Origin of the sequence: Cognatishimia sp. SS12, from assembly GCF_028369055.1 — a bacterium.
In the GTDB taxonomy this organism is placed as follows: Bacteria; Pseudomonadota; Alphaproteobacteria; order Rhodobacterales; family Rhodobacteraceae; genus Cognatishimia.
This window is the reverse complement of the sequence record NZ_JAQNCZ010000002.1, coordinates 489,519-507,288: the sequence shown is the minus strand read 5'-3', so window position 1 is coordinate 507,288 and position 17,770 is coordinate 489,519. Positions and strand designations below refer to the sequence as shown.

Genomic DNA, 17,770 nt, shown 5'->3' with positions numbered 1-17,770 from the left:
TTCAAACGACCCCCAGAGCACCGCTCCGTTTCCCGTCTGACCCGCCGTTGTGCGCCTCAGCGCCGCCGGTGAAGGGGGTTCTAAGGTTTCCCCGCAAAACCCGCAAGCGCTTTTTCATAGAAATTCCAACTTTTTTAACAAAAGAATAAATAATCAATGAATTCAAAGAGTTAAGATTGAGAGAATTGCCTTGTCTGACGGCGAACTCTGGCGATTTCCCAAGGCGACCCTTGGGGTATCCGCGCGCGCCAGAAAGACTCAGGCGCGGCGCGGCGCAGCGGGATTCAACATCATGAGGTGCCGCGCCATTAGACCACTACATAGGCGATTTCTCGGCGATGGCTGCGACTCGCGCGGTTTGCAGCGCGGCGCGCGAGTCGACTCGTGCATCAGGTCGCTGAGGCCCGCCGCGCCGCTTTGGGGCGGGGTTTGACGCGGCGCAGCGCCAAAAGCGCAAGGATCACGCCCAGATAGATCAGCGGCGTCAGTTGAAAACCTTTGACCAGCATCACAAAATGAAGCCCGCCCAGAATGGCCACCACATAGGTCAGCCTGTGCAGCCTACGCCAGTGCGGGCCCAGTTTGCGCAGCGACAGGTTGTTGGAGGTCAGCGCCAGCGGCAGCATCAGCACAAAGCCGGCCATGCCAACGGTGATATACGGCCGCTTCAGGATATCCGCCCAGATCTGACCCAGAATCTGCACATCCAGCACCAGCCAGATCAAGAGGTGCAGCAGCACATAGAAAAACGCCAGCAGGCCAATGGCGCGGCGAAATTTCAAGAGGTTAAGCCGCAGATGCTGGCGCAGCGGCGTAATGGCCAGCCCGGCAATCAAAAGCTGCAGCGCCGCCTCACCCATCTGGTGTTCGAGCGCCTTCACCGGATCCACCCCAAGTTGGCCGGTGAGGGCCAACCCGAAGAGCCAGGCCGGATAGAGCGCGCCCAGCGTATAGATCAGCCCGCTGGGGATCTTGCGCAGCAGTTGGTTAAGGCGTTCTGTCATGCTCAGAAGAACTTCCTGAGGTCCATGCCGTCGTAAAGCGGCGCAACTTCCTTTTCATAGCCATTGAACATCAGCGTGTCTTGGCGTTTGGCAAAGAGCCCCCCGCCAATGCGCCGCTCGGTCGCTTGGGACCAGCGCGGGTGATCCACGGTTGGGTTCACATTGCTATAAAAGCCGTATTCACGCCCCAGCGCTTCGTTCCAGGCGGTGGGGGGCTGCGTGTCGGTCAGGGTAATTTTCACAATCGATTTGATCGATTTGAAGCCATATTTCCACGGCACCACCAGACGCAGCGGCGCGCCGTTCTGATTGAGCAGGGGTTTGCCGTAGATGCCCGTGGCCATCAGGGTCAGCGGGTGCAGCGCCTCGTCCAGACGCAGGCCTTCGACATAAGGCCAGTCCAGCACCGGATATTTCTGGCCAATCATTTCCTCGGGGCGATACAGGGTTTCAAAGGCGACATATTTTGCCTCCGGCTTGACGCCAGCCAAATCCAGCAGGTCTTTCAGCTCAAAGCCGCTCCAGGGAATAACCATCGACCAGGCTTCGACGCAGCGAAAGCGATAGATCCGCTCTTCGATGCTCATCTGGGCCATGATGTCATCAAAGCCATAGGTGCCCGGACGCTCCACAAGACCGTCGATTTCAATCTGCCAATTGTCGGTGGTCAGCCGGTGCGCGTGTTTGGCGGGGTCCCCCTTGCCGGTGCCAAATTCATAGAAGTTATTATAGGTGGTGATCTCTTCATATGTATTGGGGTTCAGCGGTTGGGCCTTGGCCCCAGTGCCCGCCAAAGTGGCAAGGCCCAGACCCGCCATGCCCGCCATCAGCTGACGGCGATTCAAATAGGCCGCATAGGGGGTCACATCAGCGGGTGTCAGATCATTTTGCCAGCGGTGGGCCATGGGAATTCTCCGAAAGACAATGCGTTGTTTTGAATTACTTAGTCCCGGTACTGCACTTTGCCAAAGCACAGACTATAACGATTGGGTGCAGGCGCTGTAACATTTGCGCCAAGGGGCCCGGCACAAGGGGCCACAGCAGACAGGCGGCGCGGTGACAACATGTGATGACATTCAATCCTGGCTTGCCCCGCTCTGGCGGGACAGATTTCGCTTTGTCGCGCTGGATGTGGAGACCGCGAGCCGCAACAGCGCCAGCATCTGTCAGATCGGTCTGGGCTGCGCGCGCGAGGATGGCACTGTCCTGACCTGGTCGTGCTACGTCAATCCCAAGATGGAATTTGCGCCCTTTAACATCGAGCTGCATGGCATCGGTCCGGATACGGTGGCCGCGGCCCCGACCTTCCCGGCGCTCTGGGTGCATCTTGCGCCGTTTCTGGCGCGCCACGCGCTGGTGCAACACAGCCGCTTTGATGAAAAGGCATTGGATGCCGCCTGCCGCCACTATGGGCTGCGGCCGCCGGGCTGGTATTGGGTGGACAGCGTGAAGGTCGCGCGCAAGGCCTGGCCTGAACTCAAGGGCAATGGTGGTCATGGGCTGGGCAATCTGAAAGAGGTGCTGGGGCTGGACTTCAAACACCACGACGCCGGCGAAGACGCCCGCGCCGCGGCCCAAGTGGTGCTGCGCGCCCGCGATCATCTGGGCGTGCCGCTATCGGAATTGGTGCCGCCGCCCCGGCCCGTCCAATTGGCGTTCGGATTCTGATCAGGCCGCAATGCCTGCGCGCCGATACGTCAACAGCGTCAGCAACAAGGTCAGCAGAGCACAGAGCGCAATCGCCGCCAGCATCGTCAGGGCGGTGCCATCAAAGAACCGCCCGGTGATCACCACCATCACGCCGCCCGTCACCATTTGCAGCGTGCCGCCCAGCGAAGACGCCAGACCGGCGATTTCACCATGCGGGTCAAGCGCCATCACCATGATGGTTGGGATGATCAGCCCCAGGCAGGCATTGGCGCAGAACAGCCCGGCGACGATCACCGGCAGGCTGGCAAACCCCGCCAGCGCCACGGCAAAGAGCGCCAGCGCACATCCGGCAAAGCCCATCGCTGCCCAGCGCACCACTTTTTCGGTGCCAAACCGCGCGCTCATCGGGCCTGCCGCTTGCGAGGCCGCGAAAAAGCCGATGGCGTTGATGGCAAACGCCAGGCTGAACCCCGTGGGGCTGAGACCGAATTGCCCGGAATAGACAAAGGCCGCGCTGGCGATGAACACCATAAAGCTGGCAAAGCCAAAGCCGCCAATCAGGGTCAGCCCCATAAAGATCGGATCGCGCATCAGGGTTTTGGTGCCCCGCCACAGGCTGCGCAAATTGACTGGAACGCGCTGCGACGCGCCCAGCGTCTCTGGCAGCGCCAGCGCGGTTAGCAGCAGGCTGACCATCGCCGCCGCGCAGAGCATCCAGAAAATCAGCCGCCAGCTGCCAAAGGCAATCAGCCCGCTGCCCGCCAAGGGGGCCAGCATGGGCGAAACGGAAATGACCAGCATCACCAGCGCCATCAGTTTTGTGGCCTCAGGCCCGGTATACATGTCGCGGATAATCGCGCGCGGCACCACCATCAGCACCGCGCCGCCCAGCCCCTGCAGCGCACGAAAGGCGATCAAACTGCCGATGCTCGGGGCCAGGGCACAACCGACAGAGGCGGCGGTAAAGATACCGAGCCCGACGTAAAGCGGCAGTTTGCGCCCGACTTGATCGGCCCAGGGGCCATAGACCAGTTGCGCAATGCCAAAGGCGACAAAATAGACGGTCAACGTCTGCTGCACAGCGACAACATCAGCGGCCAGATCCTGGCGGATCGCTGGCATCGCTGGCAAATACATATCAATGGCAAAGGGTCCCACCGCTGACAGCAGGCCGAGCACAAGCGCAATTCGAAACAATGACATGGCGGCCTCGCGGAAAATCAGGGGTCATGGAGCTGCCGCAGGCTTGCACGCGGCTTGGCGCGCGGTCAAGCGGGACAGCGCCCCTGCGGTCCAGAGGTACCCCCTAGGCTCCGGATATCAACGTCGCGACCTCAACGGCATAGCGGTCGGTCATGCCCGACACGTAATCGGCCATGGCGTGCAGCGCCGAATAGCCATCGGTCACATCGCGGACATCCAGATCAAGCGCGCGCATCAGCTGGGTTTCATAATCCGGCAAACCCTTGGGGTTCCAACCGTTTTGCGCCATGGCCTCATAGACCGGCAAGATCCCATCCAAGACCGTCATCAAAACATTGCGTCCGCGCACCTCAAGCTTGGTCTTGCGCGGCGCGGTAAAGAGCTGATCCCGTGCCTTCTCTTTGATCCGCGCAAATTCCGCCGCTTTTCCCGACACCGCAATCAACTCGCCAGAAAAACGCCCCGCCAGAATAGCATCGTGATAGGTTTGGAAGGCTTTGACACAGGCCTCGATGCCGCCGCCAATCGCCCGCGCGCGCAGGTAGGCCATTTTTTCCTGCAAATTATATTGGCTTTGATCGCGGTTGGTCTTTTTGTCGATCAGCGGATCAAGCAGCGCCTTGGCCTCGTCAAACGCGATTTCACCCGCGATGACGCCGTCTTCAAGGTCAACGATATTATAACAGATGTCATCCGCCGCCTCGACCAGATAGACCAGCGGATGCCGCCGCCACCAGATGTCGCCATTGGGGGCGGTTTCCTCGGGCAGGCCCAGCGCCCGGGCCGCGCGCGCCAATGTGTCAAATTCGGTTTCAAACACGCCGAATTTCTTGGCCCCCACATAAGGTATCTGCCCGCTTTCCTTGGCAATCGCCCCCAGCGCCTCTGAGGTGCAGGCCCGCATCGGGTATTTGCTAAAGGCCCCCAAGACAGCGTTGGACAGGTTCATACCGCCGTCATTGCGATACATCTCCAGCCGCGTCAGGATGCGAAACCCCTGCGCGTTGCCTTCAAATTTCGTGAACTCCGGCCAGCGGTTGGCGTCGATGCCGCGAAAGATGCCGTTGGAAGCATGCAGCTTTTGTGCAAACCAGGCCCCAATCGTGGCCTCGCCGGAATGGCCAAAGGGCGGGTTGCCGATGTCATGCGCCAAACAGGCCGCATGCACGATGCCCGCCAATTTCGCGGCCTCACCGGGGGCGATCTGCCCTTCGTGCTCCAGCCAATGGCCAATCTGTGTGCCAAGCGACCGGCCCACGCTGGCCACCTCGACCGAATGGATCATGCGATGACGCAGATGGTCGTTGTTATACAGGGGATGGACCTGCGTTTTATTGGCCAGCCGTCGAAACGGCGCGGAAAAGGATATGCGATCCGCGTCCTGCACATAGTTGGGGCGCGCCGGATCTTCGGGCTGCACGGTGCCATGGGATCGGTCGGTATTCAGGAGGGTCTGCCAGTCCATCGCGGCCTTTTCCGTCGTTATCTGTAAAAGGAGGCCGGGCTGAAGCCCGGCCTACAAATGCTTAATGCACAACCGCATCATCAGGGCGCGGTCGATCCGAGGTGCCCAGACGATCGCCGATCAGCAGCCCATCTTCATTGGCGCTGACGGGGATTGTATCGCCGTCGGTCACTTCGCCGCCCAGCAGCATCTCTGCCAGTGGGTTTTGCAAAGCGCGTTGGATCACCCGCTTCAGCGGACGTGCGCCAAAGACCGGATCATAGCCTTCGTCAGCCAGCCATTGTTTGGCAGCGTCATCCAGCGTGATCGTGATCTTGCGCGCCGCAAGCCGTTTGATCAGACGCGCCAGCTGGATATCAACGATGCCATCCATATCAGCGCGGCCCAGACGGTCAAAGATGATGGTTTCATCCAGACGGTTCAGGAACTCGGGCCGGAAATGCGCCCGCACCGCATCCATCACGTCCCGCCGCGCCTGGCTGGCATCAGCCCCATCGGGCAGCTGGCTGAGGGCCTGCGCCCCAAGGTTGGAGGTCAGCACAATCAGCGTCTGCTTAAAATCAACGGTGCGCCCCTGACCATCGGTCAGCACCCCATCATCCAGCACCTGCAACAGCACGTTGAACACATCTGGATGCGCCTTTTCGACCTCGTCAAACAGCACCACCTGATACGGGCGGCGCCGCACGGCTTCGGTCAGTACACCCCCTTCGTCATAGCCGACATAGCCCGGAGGGGCCCCGATCAGCCGCGCGACAGCGTGTTTCTCCATGAATTCAGACATGTCGATGCGCACCATCGCATTGTCATCATCAAAGAGGAAATCCGCCACCGCTTTGGTCAGCTCGGTCTTGCCCACACCCGTTGGCCCCAAAAAGAGGAAGGAACCAAGCGGACGATTTTCATCATTCAGCCCAGCGCGCGCCCGGCGCACCGCATTGGCGACCGCTGTGACCGCCTGCGATTGGCCAATCACCCGGCGGTGCAGCTCGTCTTCCATGCGCAGCAGCTTCTCGCGCTCGCCCTCCAGCATTTTGGAGGTCGGAATACCTGTCCAGCGCTCGACCACTGCAGCGATCTGCTCAGGGCGCACGGCCTCTTCGATGGTCATATTGGCGTCTTGGGTTTCCGCCTCGGCTAGTTCCTTTTCGAGCTGCGGGATCACGCCGTAGGACAGCTCCCCCGCTTTGGCGAGGTTGCCATCGCGCTTGGCGATGTCGAGTTCTGCGCGCGCCTGATCGAGCCGTTCCTTGAGGTCGCGGGCCGAGGCCAGCTTGTCGCGCCCCGCCTGCCATTTCGCGGTCAGCTCAGAGGAGCGATCTTGCAGATCGGCCAGATCTTTTTCCAGCTTCTCCAGCCGATCCTTTGAGGCTTGGTCATCCTCCAGCCGCAGGGCCTCGCCCTCGATCTGCAATTGCAGGATCTGACGATCCAGCGCATCCAATTCCTCTGGCTTGCTGTCCACTTCCATCCGCAGACGGCTCGCCGCCTCGTCCATCAGGTCGATGGCTTTGTCCGGCAAGAACCGATCGGTGATATAGCGGTGGCTCAAATTGGCCGCCGCCACCAAGGCAGAATCCGAGATCCGCACCCCATGGTGCAATTCGTATTTTTCCTTGATGCCGCGCAAGATCGACACGGTGTCTTCCTCGGTCGGCTCTTCGACCAAGACCGGCTGAAAGCGCCGCGCCAGCGCCGCGTCTTTTTCCACGTATTTGCGGTATTCATTCAGGGTCGTCGCGCCAACGCAGTGCAGCTCCCCGCGCGCGAGGGCCGGTTTGATCAGGTTGGCCGCATCCATGGCACCATCGGTCTTGCCCGCGCCGACCAGCGTGTGCATTTCGTCGATGAACAGGATGATTTCCCCCGCTGCCTCGGTGACTTCGGTCAGAATGGCCTTCAGGCGTTCTTCAAATTCACCGCGATATTTCGCCCCGGCAATCAGCGCGCCCATATCGAGCGCCAAAAGCTGCTTGTTGCGCAGGCTTTCGGGCACATCGCCATTGACGATGCGCAGCGCGAGCCCTTCGGCAATCGCGGTTTTCCCAACGCCCGGCTCACCGATCAGCACCGGGTTGTTCTTGGTGCGGCGTGACAGAACCTGCATGGCGCGGCGGATTTCGTCATCGCGGCCAATGATCGGGTCAATCTTGCCCGCGCGCGCTCGTTCGGTCAGATCGGCGGCGTATTTCTTCAGCGCGTCATAGCCGTCTTCGGCGCTGGCACTGTCCGCCGTGCGCCCTTTGCGGATGTCATTGATAGCGGCATTCAGCGCCTGCGCATTAACTGCGCCTGCTTCCAGCGCCTCGCGCGCCTTGGATTTCACCAGCGCCAGCGCCATCAGAATGCGCTCCACCGGGACAAAGCTGTCGCCTGCTTTCTGCGCGACTTTTTCCGCCTCGCTCAGCACTTTGACCGTTGCGGCATCCATATAAGGCTGCCCGGTGTCGCCGGTCACACGCGCGATTTTGGCCACCGCCGCATCCACGGCCTCGGCCACGCGGTTGGGGGCACCGCCTGCGCGGCTGATCAGATTGGAGGCAAGCCCCTGATCATCATCCAGCAATGTTTTGAGTAGGTGTTCTGGCAGGAGCCTTTGGTGGCTTTCCCGCATTGCAATCGTCTGCGCCGCCTGAACAAAGCCGCGCGACCGCTCTGTGAACTTGTTAAAGTCCATCGCTCTCTCCTTTTTTAAGCGCCCTGTGTCTGGGATATAGCGCCCGCTTGGCGGCACGCCCCCTCTTGGGCCTCAAGAATAAATTGGGGGTTTTGCGCGGTGGCTTCAACCCCACTTGGGTCGGATATTGCAGGAAAATAACCGCCGGTGGACCGCCACAGAACAAACTTCGCACCAGCCTCAGCCAAATCGCCAGCCAGAGGAGGGGCTGACGATAGGCGGGCCGCTACCGCGGCTGTGAACCGGCTGGGTGCATTGCGGCGATGTCTGCAACGAGCTTCATTCAGACCTTAGCTGCGCTCCGCACGAAGGCCAGCTCTCAGATTTTATGAAAATGGTCAGACGTGTTGTGACCTCATGGGCTAACATTTCTGATCCCCCACAATCGCGGTTTACGGCGGCGGCATGCCCCGGATGCCTCGCGTGTTGCACGGGGCGCGCGCGTTGCGAAAATGGGGGGCTTTCAGTAACATATTATTAACGCCTTACCCGCGGATAAGATGCTGTAATATAGGCGATTTATTAAGGTCTGTCGCGCTAGATTTCCCCGCATCAACAGGGGATGCCATGAAGATCACACGCACCGAATTGCTGGAACGTTATTTCACCGACGATGGCCGCTGTCATGGCAAACTGCGCCTGCATGGGGATGGCGGCGAAAGCATTGAACTGGCCTGCAACGTGCCCGGCCATTTGCTTGGCGGCAGCGCCGCGCTGAACAAGGCGCTGGCGCAGGATGCATTGCGGCAGCTGGCGCGCATGCCCGAGTTTCGCCGCGCGCCCTGCCCGACGGCGGCAGATTTCGCCCTGCCCAAAGGGCGCAAACAGCGACGCTTGCGGCTTTCCTTTTAGCACCCTCCTTTTGGCACCCCGCCAGACGGCTTGCGCGCAAGGGCCGCGCAGCATACACAAGGCCGATTTCTTTAGCGCCGGAGCCCTGCCATGTCTGATGACCGTTTGATTGTTGCCCTTGATGTCCCCAATGCCATTCAGGGGCTGGAACTGGCCGGGCAGATCGGCGACGCCGTGTCGTTTTATAAAATCGGGTTGGGCATGCTGACGGGCGGCGGGCTGGCGCTGGCCAACGAGCTGAAAAGCGAGCACGGCAAACGCATTTTCTTGGACATGAAGCTGTTTGATATCGGCGCAACCGTTGAAAAGGCCGTCCAGGGCCTGGCGCAGTTTGACCTGGATTTCCTCACCGTGCATGGCGACCCCTATGTGGTCAAAGCCGCCAAAGAGGGCGCGGCGGGCAAGGACATGAAAATTCTGGCTGTGACCATTCTGACCTCGCTTGACCGGCAGGATCTGGACGGCGCGCTGATCAAAGACGGCGCGATCAAGGATCTGGTGCAGGAACGCGCGGGCAACGCATTTGCCGCTGGGGCCGACGGGGTGATTGCCAGCCCACAGGAAGCGGCGCTGATCCGCGCCCTGCCCGAAGCCAAGGGCAAGCTGATCGTCACCCCCGGCGTGCGCCCCGCCGGCGCGGCGCTTGGCGACCAAAAGCGTGTCGCCACCCCCGCTTCGGCCGTGGCTGATGGCGCTGATCACATCGTGGTGGGCCGCCCGGTCTGGACCGCCAAAGACCCCCGCGCCGCGGCCCAGGCCATTGTGGACGAGCTGCGCGGCCTCTGATCAGATATCAGCCCCCGCCATTCCTGCGATCCAATCGGCCAGACGGCGTTGGAAATTCGGGATGGCTTTGGGGTGGGTCAGGTAGTGGTCGATGGACATACGCATGAGCGCCTGCCCTTCGCTGCCCAGATGCATCGCGCCGGCGCGCGCTTCGGAGATCCGCGCCACGAAAAACCAATTGGTATGTGCGCCGTTCACATAAGAACGCGCCCAGATCACATCGCGCCGTGTCAGGCGCAGATGGGTTTCCTCAAAGCACTCGCGCGCGGCGCAGCCCCAGGGGCTTTCATCGCCTTCGCGCCCACCACCAGGCAGATCCCAATGGTTGGGATAGGGGATATCCGCGCGCGCATCGCGCAACAGGGTCACAAGATCCCTGCTGACAAGAACCGTCACTTTGGCGCCGTGAAAGCGGCTGTGATCCCCCGCCGTGAATGCTATGCTCTTGCCTGACGTCACACCCGGACCCTTCTGATGCCTACCCTTTGCCGCGATTGCCTAACGACTGTCAGCGACACCCGCCGCTGCCCCGCTTGCGGCAGCCTGCGGTGTCTGCAGCATGACGAGCTGTTTGACCTGTCGATCGCGCATATGGACTGTGATGCCTTTTATGCCAGCGTGGAAAAACGCGACAACCCGGAATTGGCCGACAAGCCGGTGATCATCGGCGGCGGCAAGCGCGGCGTGGTTTCCACCGCCTGTTATATCGCGCGCATACGCGGGGTGCGCTCGGCCATGCCGATGTTTCAGGCACTGAAACTGTGCCCCAATGCAGTGGTGGTCAAGCCGCGCATGCAGGTTTATGTCGAGGTCAGCCGCCAGATCCGCGCTCTGATGGATGAGCTGACGCCCGCCATTGAACCGCTCTCGCTGGACGAAGCCTTTCTGGACCTGACCGGCACGGCCAAGCTGCACGGCGCGCCGCCCGCCGTCATGCTGGCGCGGCTCGTCAAACGCATGAAGGATGAGGTCGGCGTGACCGGCTCCATCGGGCTGAGCCACAACAAGTTTCTCGCCAAGGTCGCCAGTGATCTGGACAAGCCGCAGGGCTTTGCCATCATCGGCAAGGCGGAAACCGAGGATTTTCTGCGCGACAAACCCGTGCGCCTGATCTGGGGCGTGGGCCCGGCGGCGCAAGAGTCACTTGAACGCGCGGGCATCTATACCTTTGCCGACCTCTTGCGCTGGGATCAACAGGAGCTGAGCGAGCGCTTCGGCAGCATGGGCTATCGCCTCTGGCACCTGGCGCGCGGGCAGGACCGGCGCAAGATTTCCGCCCGCCAGCCGGTCAAAAGCATCAGCAAGGAAACGACCTTCTTTGAGGACACCAGCAGCCTTGATTTGCTGGACGGCCACCTTTGGCGGCTGAGCGAACAGGTTGCGGATCGGGCCAAAGCCAAACGCAAGGCGGGCCGGGTGGTAACGCTGAAACTCAAGCAGGCCAATTTCTCGCTGATCTCGCGCCGTGTCAGCCTGCGCGACGCCACGCAAATGGCGGACACCATCTATGCCACCGCGCGGGGGCTGTTTGATCAGGTTGGCGATCAGGGCCCCTACCGGCTGATCGGCGTCGGAATTTCCGACATCGTTGACGAAAGCGGCGCGGACCTGAGCGGCGATCTTCTGGACCCCAAAGCCGCGCAGCGCCGCAAGGCCGAACGTGCCACCGACAGCATTCGCGCGCGCTTTGGCAGCGATGCGATCCAAAAGGGGCGCGGGTTGCGGCGCTGATTATTCCGCTGCCACCCTTTGATCACAGGTCCCAATGGTGGCGATTTTGGCGATCACCCCGTCGAGCGCAGCTTTGAACCCGTCAAAATCGGCACTCGGCACAATGCGTTTTTCGTCCATATAAAGCGCGCGGTCGATTTCGACCTGAATTGCATGCTGCCGCCGCGAGGGGCGGCCATAGTGCTGTGTCACGTAAGCCCCGGCAAAGGGCGCATTGCGCGACACGACAAAGCCCGCCTCCTGAAAGGCGGCCTCGATAGCATCGACGATCTCGCCATGGGCCGATGCACCAAAGCGATCACCCAGCACGATCTCGGGGCGGCGACCGCCGGGCATCCGCACGGAATCGATCGCCTCATGGGGCATGGAATGGCAATCCACCAGAATCGCCTCGCCAAAATGCTGCACCGCCTCGTTCAGCAGCCCCTGCAGCGTGGCATGATACGGCCGCCAATAGCCGCTGATGCGGGCATCGGCCTCCGCGCGCGTCAGCTTGCCGCGATAAATGGCGCGGCCATTGGACACCACGCGGGGAATCACCCCAAGCCCGGAAGACACCCGCGGGTTGTTGCCAACCCACGCCACCCCGGCAATCAGGGCAGGGTCCAGTTCTTCGGCGCTGCGGTTATAGTCGACAAAGGCGCGCGGCGCGCCGCTGCGCAAAAGCGGGGCCCCATAGGTCGGGGCGGCGGCAAATAGCGCGTCTACAAAGGCATCTTCGCTGCTTCGGATGCTCCGCGCATTGAGAATACTGCGCTCTAGAAACCAGCTGGGGTAATCGCGGCCACTGTGCGGGGAGGCGAAGACCACCGATGAGGTCAGCTTTGCGGGACGATCCAAGATGAAAGCGTGTTCGGGCATTTGACCTCCTGATTGAAATAAATCATAGCCCGAAACAGATAATTGCTGAAAGCCCTTGATCCCCCTCCCGACTCCTTTTATAGACCGCTCCACCAGCGCGGAATTCCGCGCCCTTTTTTCTTGAAGGGCTTAGGTTTCGCAAGGTTTCATGGGCGATTAGCTCAGCGGTAGAGCACTTCGTTGACATCGAAGGGGTCACAAGTTCGATCCTTGTATCGCCCACCATGAATTCACCGACCCGCAAGGGTTGCCCGTTAACTGGCGCACGCCGCGCCGCGAACTAAGGAGAAGGCCATGAAGGTCAAAAACTCGCTCCGCTCGCTCAAGCAGCGTCACCGCGACTGCCGTGTTGTGCGCCGTAAGGGTCGCGTTTACGTCATCAACAAGACGCAACGCCGCTTCAAAGCGCGTCAGGGCTAAGCACCGACGCCTGAAGGCAGAGACAAAAACCGCTCCGAGATTTCGGAGCGGTTTTTTTGTCGCCAATGCAAAGAGAAACGTCAGCTGTAAAGCGTCGTGCCCGCACTGCGTTTGAGACGTTCGATCAGCTCATTCTGCGCTGGCCCGGTCGGAATCAGGCGCGCGGGGGTCATGGCGCTGCCTTCGGCTTTCAGGCCCGGGAACATCAGATAGAGTTCCTCGCGCGCGGCATCCGGCATGGCGCGCAGCCCCTCTGGGCCGGTAAAGAGGCTTTCGGTCGCCGCGCCTTCGGTCAGGATGATCTCATGCTGGTCAAACACCAGGTGATAATAGGTCACAACCGGCAGGCTGGAATCGACATAGATACCCGGCAGCTGCGTGAGCTTTATGGCGGGCAAAAGCACCTCGGCGCTGTCAAACAGACGCGCCACAACCGGGGCATTCACCAGCATCCGATGCTGGCGCGAGACCAGCAGGTCGCGCTGCGGCAAGCCATTGCCCATGGCCCCAGCCACAATGCGCACCGGGGCAAGCGCCCCATTGGCGGACACATCGCGCGCCGTGAAACTGCTGGAAAGCACCATGCGCAAGGTCAGGCTGCGCCCATCTTGGGCGGTCACGGTCATGCCCGCCTTGAGCATTTCAACCGGCACCGGCCCCTCGGGTGTGGCCACCAGCGTTCCAGCGACCAGGCAGGGCGGGCCGAGATCTTCGCTGACATCCAGGCTGCCGTTTTTGGTCACATAGGTTGAGGAAACAAAACTGGCCTCATCCAGCGCCGAGCCGTCGGTGGGCGTAAACACAACCGAGCCATCGGCCAGGTAAAAGGTGATCCCCTCGATGGTGGTGGTGCTGCCATCTTCCAGTTGGACCGTGACCGTGTCGCCCGGATAGGCATTGGTGACTTCCTGCCCGTTGACGGTGTCATCGCCTTTGCCGCGGCTGATATCACCGTCGTCGTCCTGATCGACAAGCTCATACTTTTCCACGGTCAGCGTCGTGCCATCCGCAGGCGGACTTGAGGGGTCCAGCACCCAAAACTGGTCCAAATACGTTGCTGGCATGTTCTGCTCCGATGCCTGATTTTCTTTTTCCCAAATCATAATCCCAAGTGGCGACACAAAAAAAGAGGCAATAAAAAATTGCCTCTTTGGTGTGGCCTTGGGCCAATTGTCACATCGCGCGTTAGCGACCGAGCAGCATTTGAACCATTGTCGCCTGATCCATATAGCCCGTGACCGTCAAATTACGCGCCTTTTGAAAGCGGCGCAGGGCGCGGCGGGTGTCCTTGTCGAATGCGCCGTCAACCTTGCCCGGCTCCAATCCGAGGCTCTGCAAGCGGTTTTCGATCAGCAGCCGTGCAGCGGTGCTGCCCGCCACGGCGTTTTCCGCGGACTGGAACCGCGCCCGCGCTTCGTCGTCGTCGGCCTCGTTGGTGAGCTCATCAATACGTGTCTGCGCCGCTTCGGCAAAGACACCTTCGGGATGGGCCTGCAAAAAGGCGCGATAGCTCTCGGCCGTGTTCTGGTTGCGCGCCTCGTCCCAGGCGTTGCGTTCGCGCGCGTCCATTTCTGCGCGGCGTTCAGATTCGATCGCATCCAGTTCCTCGCGGGCCAGTTCGGCAAAGACCCCATCGGGGAATTCCTTCAAATAGGCGCGATAGCCCGCTTCGGTGTTGCGTGCGCCGGTATCCTGCCAGAACGCGCGGTCGCGCGCTTCTTCGATCTCGCGGCGGCGGCGGGCCTCTTCTTCCAATTCTGCAGCGCGGCGCATCGCAAATTCCTGCATCACTTGCAGCTGATCGCGGCTGAGATAGCCGGTGGCTTCGCGGCCCTGCGCTGCCTGCCAGGAGCGGATGGCACTGCGGGTCGCAGGCCCAAAGACGCCGTCAATACCGCGCGGGTCAAACCCCAAAAGCGACAGGTCCCGTTGCACATCGCGGCGCTGGTCGCGCGACAGGTTGAGCGCGGCTTCCGCCTCTTTCAACCGTGTCTCGCGGCTCGCCTCGCGCTGCGCCATCAGGCGGCGGGCATCGTCGACAAATTGGCCATTGGGGTACTGTTCGATGTATGAATTCAGCGCGTTTTGCGTGCCAATATCGCGCGCGGCATTCCAATAGGCCTGTTCGCTGGTACTTTCGCTGACCGCCTGCGTGTCGGCACGCGCTGAGGCGTCAAAATCCACTTCGGTGAAGGCAACCGTACCGGAAATGAACCCGGAGACATCAATGTCCCCCGGGGCTTCGGCCAACTGCCGGGTGGTCGCCCCTTCGGCCAAAAGGTTGCGTAGCGCCGATTGCACCGCGCGGCTGTCCCCTTCGATCAGCGTGGCACCCTGCACGGGCGTATAGATCAGATCATCATGCCCCAGCCCCTCGATATCCTCTAATGGGCGCGGATCATCCACGATGGCGATCAGCGCGCGCCCCGCCGCTGCGCGCAGCGCGGTATCAAATAGCGGCAGCGGCATGGCTTTAGAGTTGATGTCAAACCGGTCAGGCGCGCGGGCCTCTTGGGCCAGCACCCAGCCTTGGCGCGTATCAGACAGCACATGACCGCGAATAATGATCACAAGGCGATCCACCTCGCTTTCGGCGGCGGTCTCAAGCGCAAATATGGCGGCGCGCAACTCGCTAAGCGTGGCATTTTTCACCGAAGAGACGTCAAACCCCGCGTTGTCGAGCGCATTTGACATGGCCTCCATCCGGGCATCCCGTGGCAGATCTGAGAGCGATCTATAGTCCTGCTGATCCACGATGAGCGCCAAATCCCGCGCGCTAACGGCGGCGGCGGACATCATCAATGTGGCCATACATGCTGCTTTGAAAATACGCATTCTTCCCTCCTGATCCTCAGCGGATGCTGAAATTCCTTATGTAGTTAAACATGTTTGGATAAATTTTGGTTCCCGTTGAGGGGAAAAACAGCAAACGCGCGCCCACAACGGGAGCGCGCGCCATAGACTCTCACCAGTCTCTAATAAGGGAATGTCAGTCGTATTTACGCTGATCTTCGATCACCACGCCGTCGTTCGGCAGGCTGCCGGGCGCGACGATTTCGATCTGCCCCTTGAGTTTCAGGACCCCGACAACACTGTCCAAATAGGCTGAACTGTCCTGTGCCTCGGTCTCAAGTTGCACGGTCATCACATCCATTTCGCCCTCGCGGCTGGCGATGACGCGGGCGCGGCTGACATCGGCGTGACGCGCCACCAATGCGGCGACCTGTTCGGGACGCACAAACATGCCTTTGATCTTGGCGGTCTGATCGGCGCGGCCCATCCAGCCCTTGATGCGCATGTTGCTGCGCCCGCAGGGGCTTTGCCCCGCCATCACAGCCGAGAGATCCCCGGTGGCGAAGCGGATCAGCGGATAGTCCGGGTTAAGCGAGGTCACGACAACTTCGCCAACCTCGCCGGGGGCGACGGGGGTGCCGGTGCCAGGGACGACAATTTCGACCACCACATTCTCATCCACAATCATCCCCTCCATCGCGGGGCTTTCATAAGCGATATTGCCCAGATCCGCCGTGGCGTAGGATTGCAAACATAGAATGCCGCGATCCGCGTATTCTTGGCGCAGGCTGGGGAAGAGCGCGCCGCCACCGACCGCTGCCTTGCTGATCTGAAGCGAGGTGCCCAGAGCCTCGGCCCGATCAAGGATCACCTTGAGGTAGTCGGGCGTGCCGGCATAGGCGGTGCTGCCCAGCGCGGCGGCCGCCTGCACCTGCAGATCGGTCTGGCCGGTGCCCGCAGGCAGAACCGTCGCGCCCACAGCCCGCGCGCCGCTTTCAAACATCATGCCCGCAGGTGTCAGATGATAGCCAAAGCAGTTCTGGATGATATCACCCGGGCCAATGCCCACCGCATGCAACAGCCGCCCCATGCGCCACCAGTCGTGGCCCGCACCGCCCGGCTCATAGATCGGGCCGGGGGACTGAAACACATGCGCAAACCCCGTGGGGGCAAGCGCATTGTAGCCCCCAAAGGGCGCCTGCGCGGCCTGCGCCGCGCTCAGGTCTGACTTTCGCAGAATTGGCAACGCCGCCAGCGCGGTAGGCGTGGTGATCGCCTCTGCATCAACCTCGGCAAAGGCGGCGGCGTAGCCCGGCAGCGCCTTGGCGCGCGCGATTTGGCGCGGCAGCGCGCTGGCCAGTGCCGCTGCGCGCGCATCTGCCGATCTTGTTTCCAACTCATCATAAAAGGCGCTCATGCGTCCCGGTCCTTTTGGTCTTGGTGTGTCCGCTTGGGGTCCATCTTGGGCGTTCGGTCAGCTGAGCCAGCGTTTGCGGCGGCGATAGGACCGCACGTCGCGGAAGGATTTTCGGCCTTCGTCGGACATGCCGAGATAGAATTCTTTTACATCGGGGTTTTCACGCAGCTCGGCGGCCGGGCCGTCCATCACCACGCGGCCGGATTCCAGAATATAGCCGTAATGCGCATAGCGCAGCGCGACATTGGTGTTCTGTTCGGCCAGAAGAAAGCTCACGCCTTCGTTTTCATTCACCGATTTCACAATCTCAAAGATCTGTTCCACCAGCTGAGGCGCAAGGCCCATGGACGGCTCGTCGAGCAGGATGGTTTCCGGGCGGCTCATCAAGGCGCGGCCCATGGCGACCATCTGCTGCTCCCCGCCCGAGGTATAGCCGGCCTGTGATTTGCGGCGTTCTTTGAGGCGTGGGAAATAGTGGTAAACCATCTCAAGGTCCGTCTGGATATTGGCCCGCCCGTCGCTGCGGGTGTAGGCCCCGGTCAGGATGTTTTCCTCAACCGTCAGGTGTTCAAAGCAATGGCGACCCTCCATCACCTGGATCACCCCGCGTTTCACCAGCGCGGCGGGGTCCAGATCCTGGACCTGGGTGCCGCGATAGGAAATCGTGCCTTTTGTCACCTCCCCGCGCTCAGAATGCAGCAGGTTGGACACGGCTTTCAGTGTCGTGGTCTTGCCCGCGCCATTGCCGCCCAAAAGCGCTGTGATCCCGCCCTTTGGCACCGTCAGGCTGACGCCTTTGAGCACAAGGATCACATGGTTGTAGATCACTTCGATATTGTTGACGTCCAACAGGGTTTCTTCGGTCCGGGCCGCGTCAAGCATGGGTGTCATTCCTTCAATCATAAGGGGCC

At 61.1% G+C, this 17,770-nt stretch carries 16 protein-coding genes and 1 tRNA gene; 6 read left to right on the top strand and 11 right to left on the bottom strand.

The features are described 5' to 3' along the window. Window positions 1-389: 389 nt before the first annotated feature. Window positions 390-1,004, bottom strand: coding sequence for a protein-methionine-sulfoxide reductase heme-binding subunit MsrQ (gene msrQ / locus N6L24_RS07090; protein WP_271843963.1), 615 nt, complete (start codon window positions 1,002-1,004; stop codon window positions 390-392). A 2-nt stretch (window positions 1,005-1,006) separates the two neighbouring features. After that, the gene (gene msrP / locus N6L24_RS07085; RefSeq protein ID WP_271843962.1) at window positions 1,007-1,909 is read right to left on the bottom strand and encodes a protein-methionine-sulfoxide reductase catalytic subunit MsrP; all 903 of its coding nucleotides are present in this window, start codon (window positions 1,907-1,909) and stop codon (window positions 1,007-1,009) included. A 151-nt stretch (window positions 1,910-2,060) separates the two neighbouring features. Between msrP and N6L24_RS07080 the strand changes: the two genes are divergently transcribed. Next, window positions 2,061-2,672, top strand: coding sequence for an exonuclease domain-containing protein (locus tag N6L24_RS07080; protein ID WP_271843961.1), 612 nt, complete (start codon window positions 2,061-2,063; stop codon window positions 2,670-2,672). On the opposite strand, the gene N6L24_RS07075 is transcribed toward N6L24_RS07080, so the two are convergent. The 3 genes from N6L24_RS07075 to clpB all read right to left on the bottom strand — a co-directional run bounded on the left by N6L24_RS07075 (window position 2,673) and on the right by clpB (window position 7,999). Then, entirely contained in the window at window positions 2,673-3,857 is a 1,185-nt protein-coding gene (locus N6L24_RS07075) for a multidrug effflux MFS transporter (protein ID WP_271843960.1), read from the bottom strand. Between the two features lie 103 nt (window positions 3,858-3,960). After that, window positions 3,961-5,322: a dGTP triphosphohydrolase gene (gene dgt / locus N6L24_RS07070; RefSeq protein WP_271843959.1), complete on the bottom strand. Its 1,362-nt coding sequence runs from the start codon at window positions 5,320-5,322 to the stop codon at window positions 3,961-3,963. Between the two features lie 61 nt (window positions 5,323-5,383). Further along, window positions 5,384-7,999, bottom strand: coding sequence for an ATP-dependent chaperone ClpB (gene clpB / locus N6L24_RS07065; RefSeq protein WP_271843958.1), 2,616 nt, complete (start codon window positions 7,997-7,999; stop codon window positions 5,384-5,386). A gap of 567 nt (window positions 8,000-8,566) precedes the next feature. On the opposite strand from clpB, the gene N6L24_RS07060 reads away from it, so the two are divergent. After that, complete coding sequence (locus N6L24_RS07060; protein WP_271843957.1) at window positions 8,567-8,851, top strand: hypothetical protein; 285 nt, start codon at window positions 8,567-8,569, stop codon at window positions 8,849-8,851. A gap of 90 nt (window positions 8,852-8,941) precedes the next feature. Further along, window positions 8,942-9,637, top strand: a complete 696-nt coding sequence (gene pyrF, locus N6L24_RS07055) for an orotidine-5'-phosphate decarboxylase (RefSeq protein ID WP_271843956.1) — start codon at window positions 8,942-8,944, stop codon at window positions 9,635-9,637. Here the strand turns inward: pyrF and N6L24_RS07050 are convergent, their stop codons facing one another. Continuing rightward, window positions 9,638-10,096 carry an NUDIX hydrolase gene (locus N6L24_RS07050; RefSeq protein ID WP_271843955.1) on the bottom strand — a complete coding sequence of 153 codons (459 nt, stop codon included), beginning with the start codon at window positions 10,094-10,096 and terminating at the stop codon, window positions 9,638-9,640. Between the two features lie 15 nt (window positions 10,097-10,111). Between N6L24_RS07050 and N6L24_RS07045 the strand changes: the two genes are divergently transcribed. After that, on the top strand, window positions 10,112-11,368 hold the full coding sequence (locus N6L24_RS07045; protein WP_271843954.1) for a DNA polymerase IV: 1,257 nt from the start codon (window positions 10,112-10,114) through the stop codon (window positions 11,366-11,368). Here N6L24_RS07045 and N6L24_RS07040 read toward each other — a convergent pair whose 3' ends face one another. Next, a complete protein-coding gene (locus N6L24_RS07040; protein WP_271843953.1) occupies window positions 11,369-12,229 on the bottom strand; it encodes an N-formylglutamate amidohydrolase in 861 nt (286 codons plus the stop codon). Window positions 12,230-12,379: 150 nt separating this feature from the next. Between N6L24_RS07040 and N6L24_RS07035 the strand changes: the two genes are divergently transcribed. Together N6L24_RS07035 and ykgO are read left to right on the top strand one after the other, a co-directional pair. Beyond that, window positions 12,380-12,454: transfer RNA gene (locus tag N6L24_RS07035), tRNA-Val, on the top strand. Window positions 12,455-12,523: 69 nt separating this feature from the next. Further along, complete coding sequence (ykgO, locus tag N6L24_RS07030; RefSeq protein ID WP_012177066.1) at window positions 12,524-12,649, top strand: type B 50S ribosomal protein L36; 126 nt, start codon at window positions 12,524-12,526, stop codon at window positions 12,647-12,649. Window positions 12,650-12,729: 80 nt separating this feature from the next. Here ykgO and N6L24_RS07025 read toward each other — a convergent pair whose 3' ends face one another. The 4 genes from N6L24_RS07025 to N6L24_RS07010 all read right to left on the bottom strand — a co-directional run bounded on the left by N6L24_RS07025 (window position 12,730) and on the right by N6L24_RS07010 (window position 17,741). Further along, window positions 12,730-13,713, bottom strand: coding sequence for a Hint domain-containing protein (locus N6L24_RS07025; RefSeq protein WP_271843952.1), 984 nt, complete (start codon window positions 13,711-13,713; stop codon window positions 12,730-12,732). Between the two features lie 121 nt (window positions 13,714-13,834). Further along, complete coding sequence (locus N6L24_RS07020; RefSeq protein ID WP_271843951.1) at window positions 13,835-15,484, bottom strand: peptidoglycan-binding domain-containing protein; 1,650 nt, start codon at window positions 15,482-15,484, stop codon at window positions 13,835-13,837. 154 nt (window positions 15,485-15,638) lie between these two features. Next, entirely contained in the window at window positions 15,639-16,859 is a 1,221-nt protein-coding gene (locus N6L24_RS07015) for a phenylacetate--CoA ligase family protein (protein WP_271843950.1), read from the bottom strand. Window positions 16,860-16,916: 57 nt separating this feature from the next. Then, window positions 16,917-17,741 carry an ABC transporter ATP-binding protein gene (locus tag N6L24_RS07010; RefSeq protein WP_271843949.1) on the bottom strand — a complete coding sequence of 275 codons (825 nt, stop codon included), beginning with the start codon at window positions 17,739-17,741 and terminating at the stop codon, window positions 16,917-16,919. Window positions 17,742-17,770: the final 29 nt, after the last annotated feature.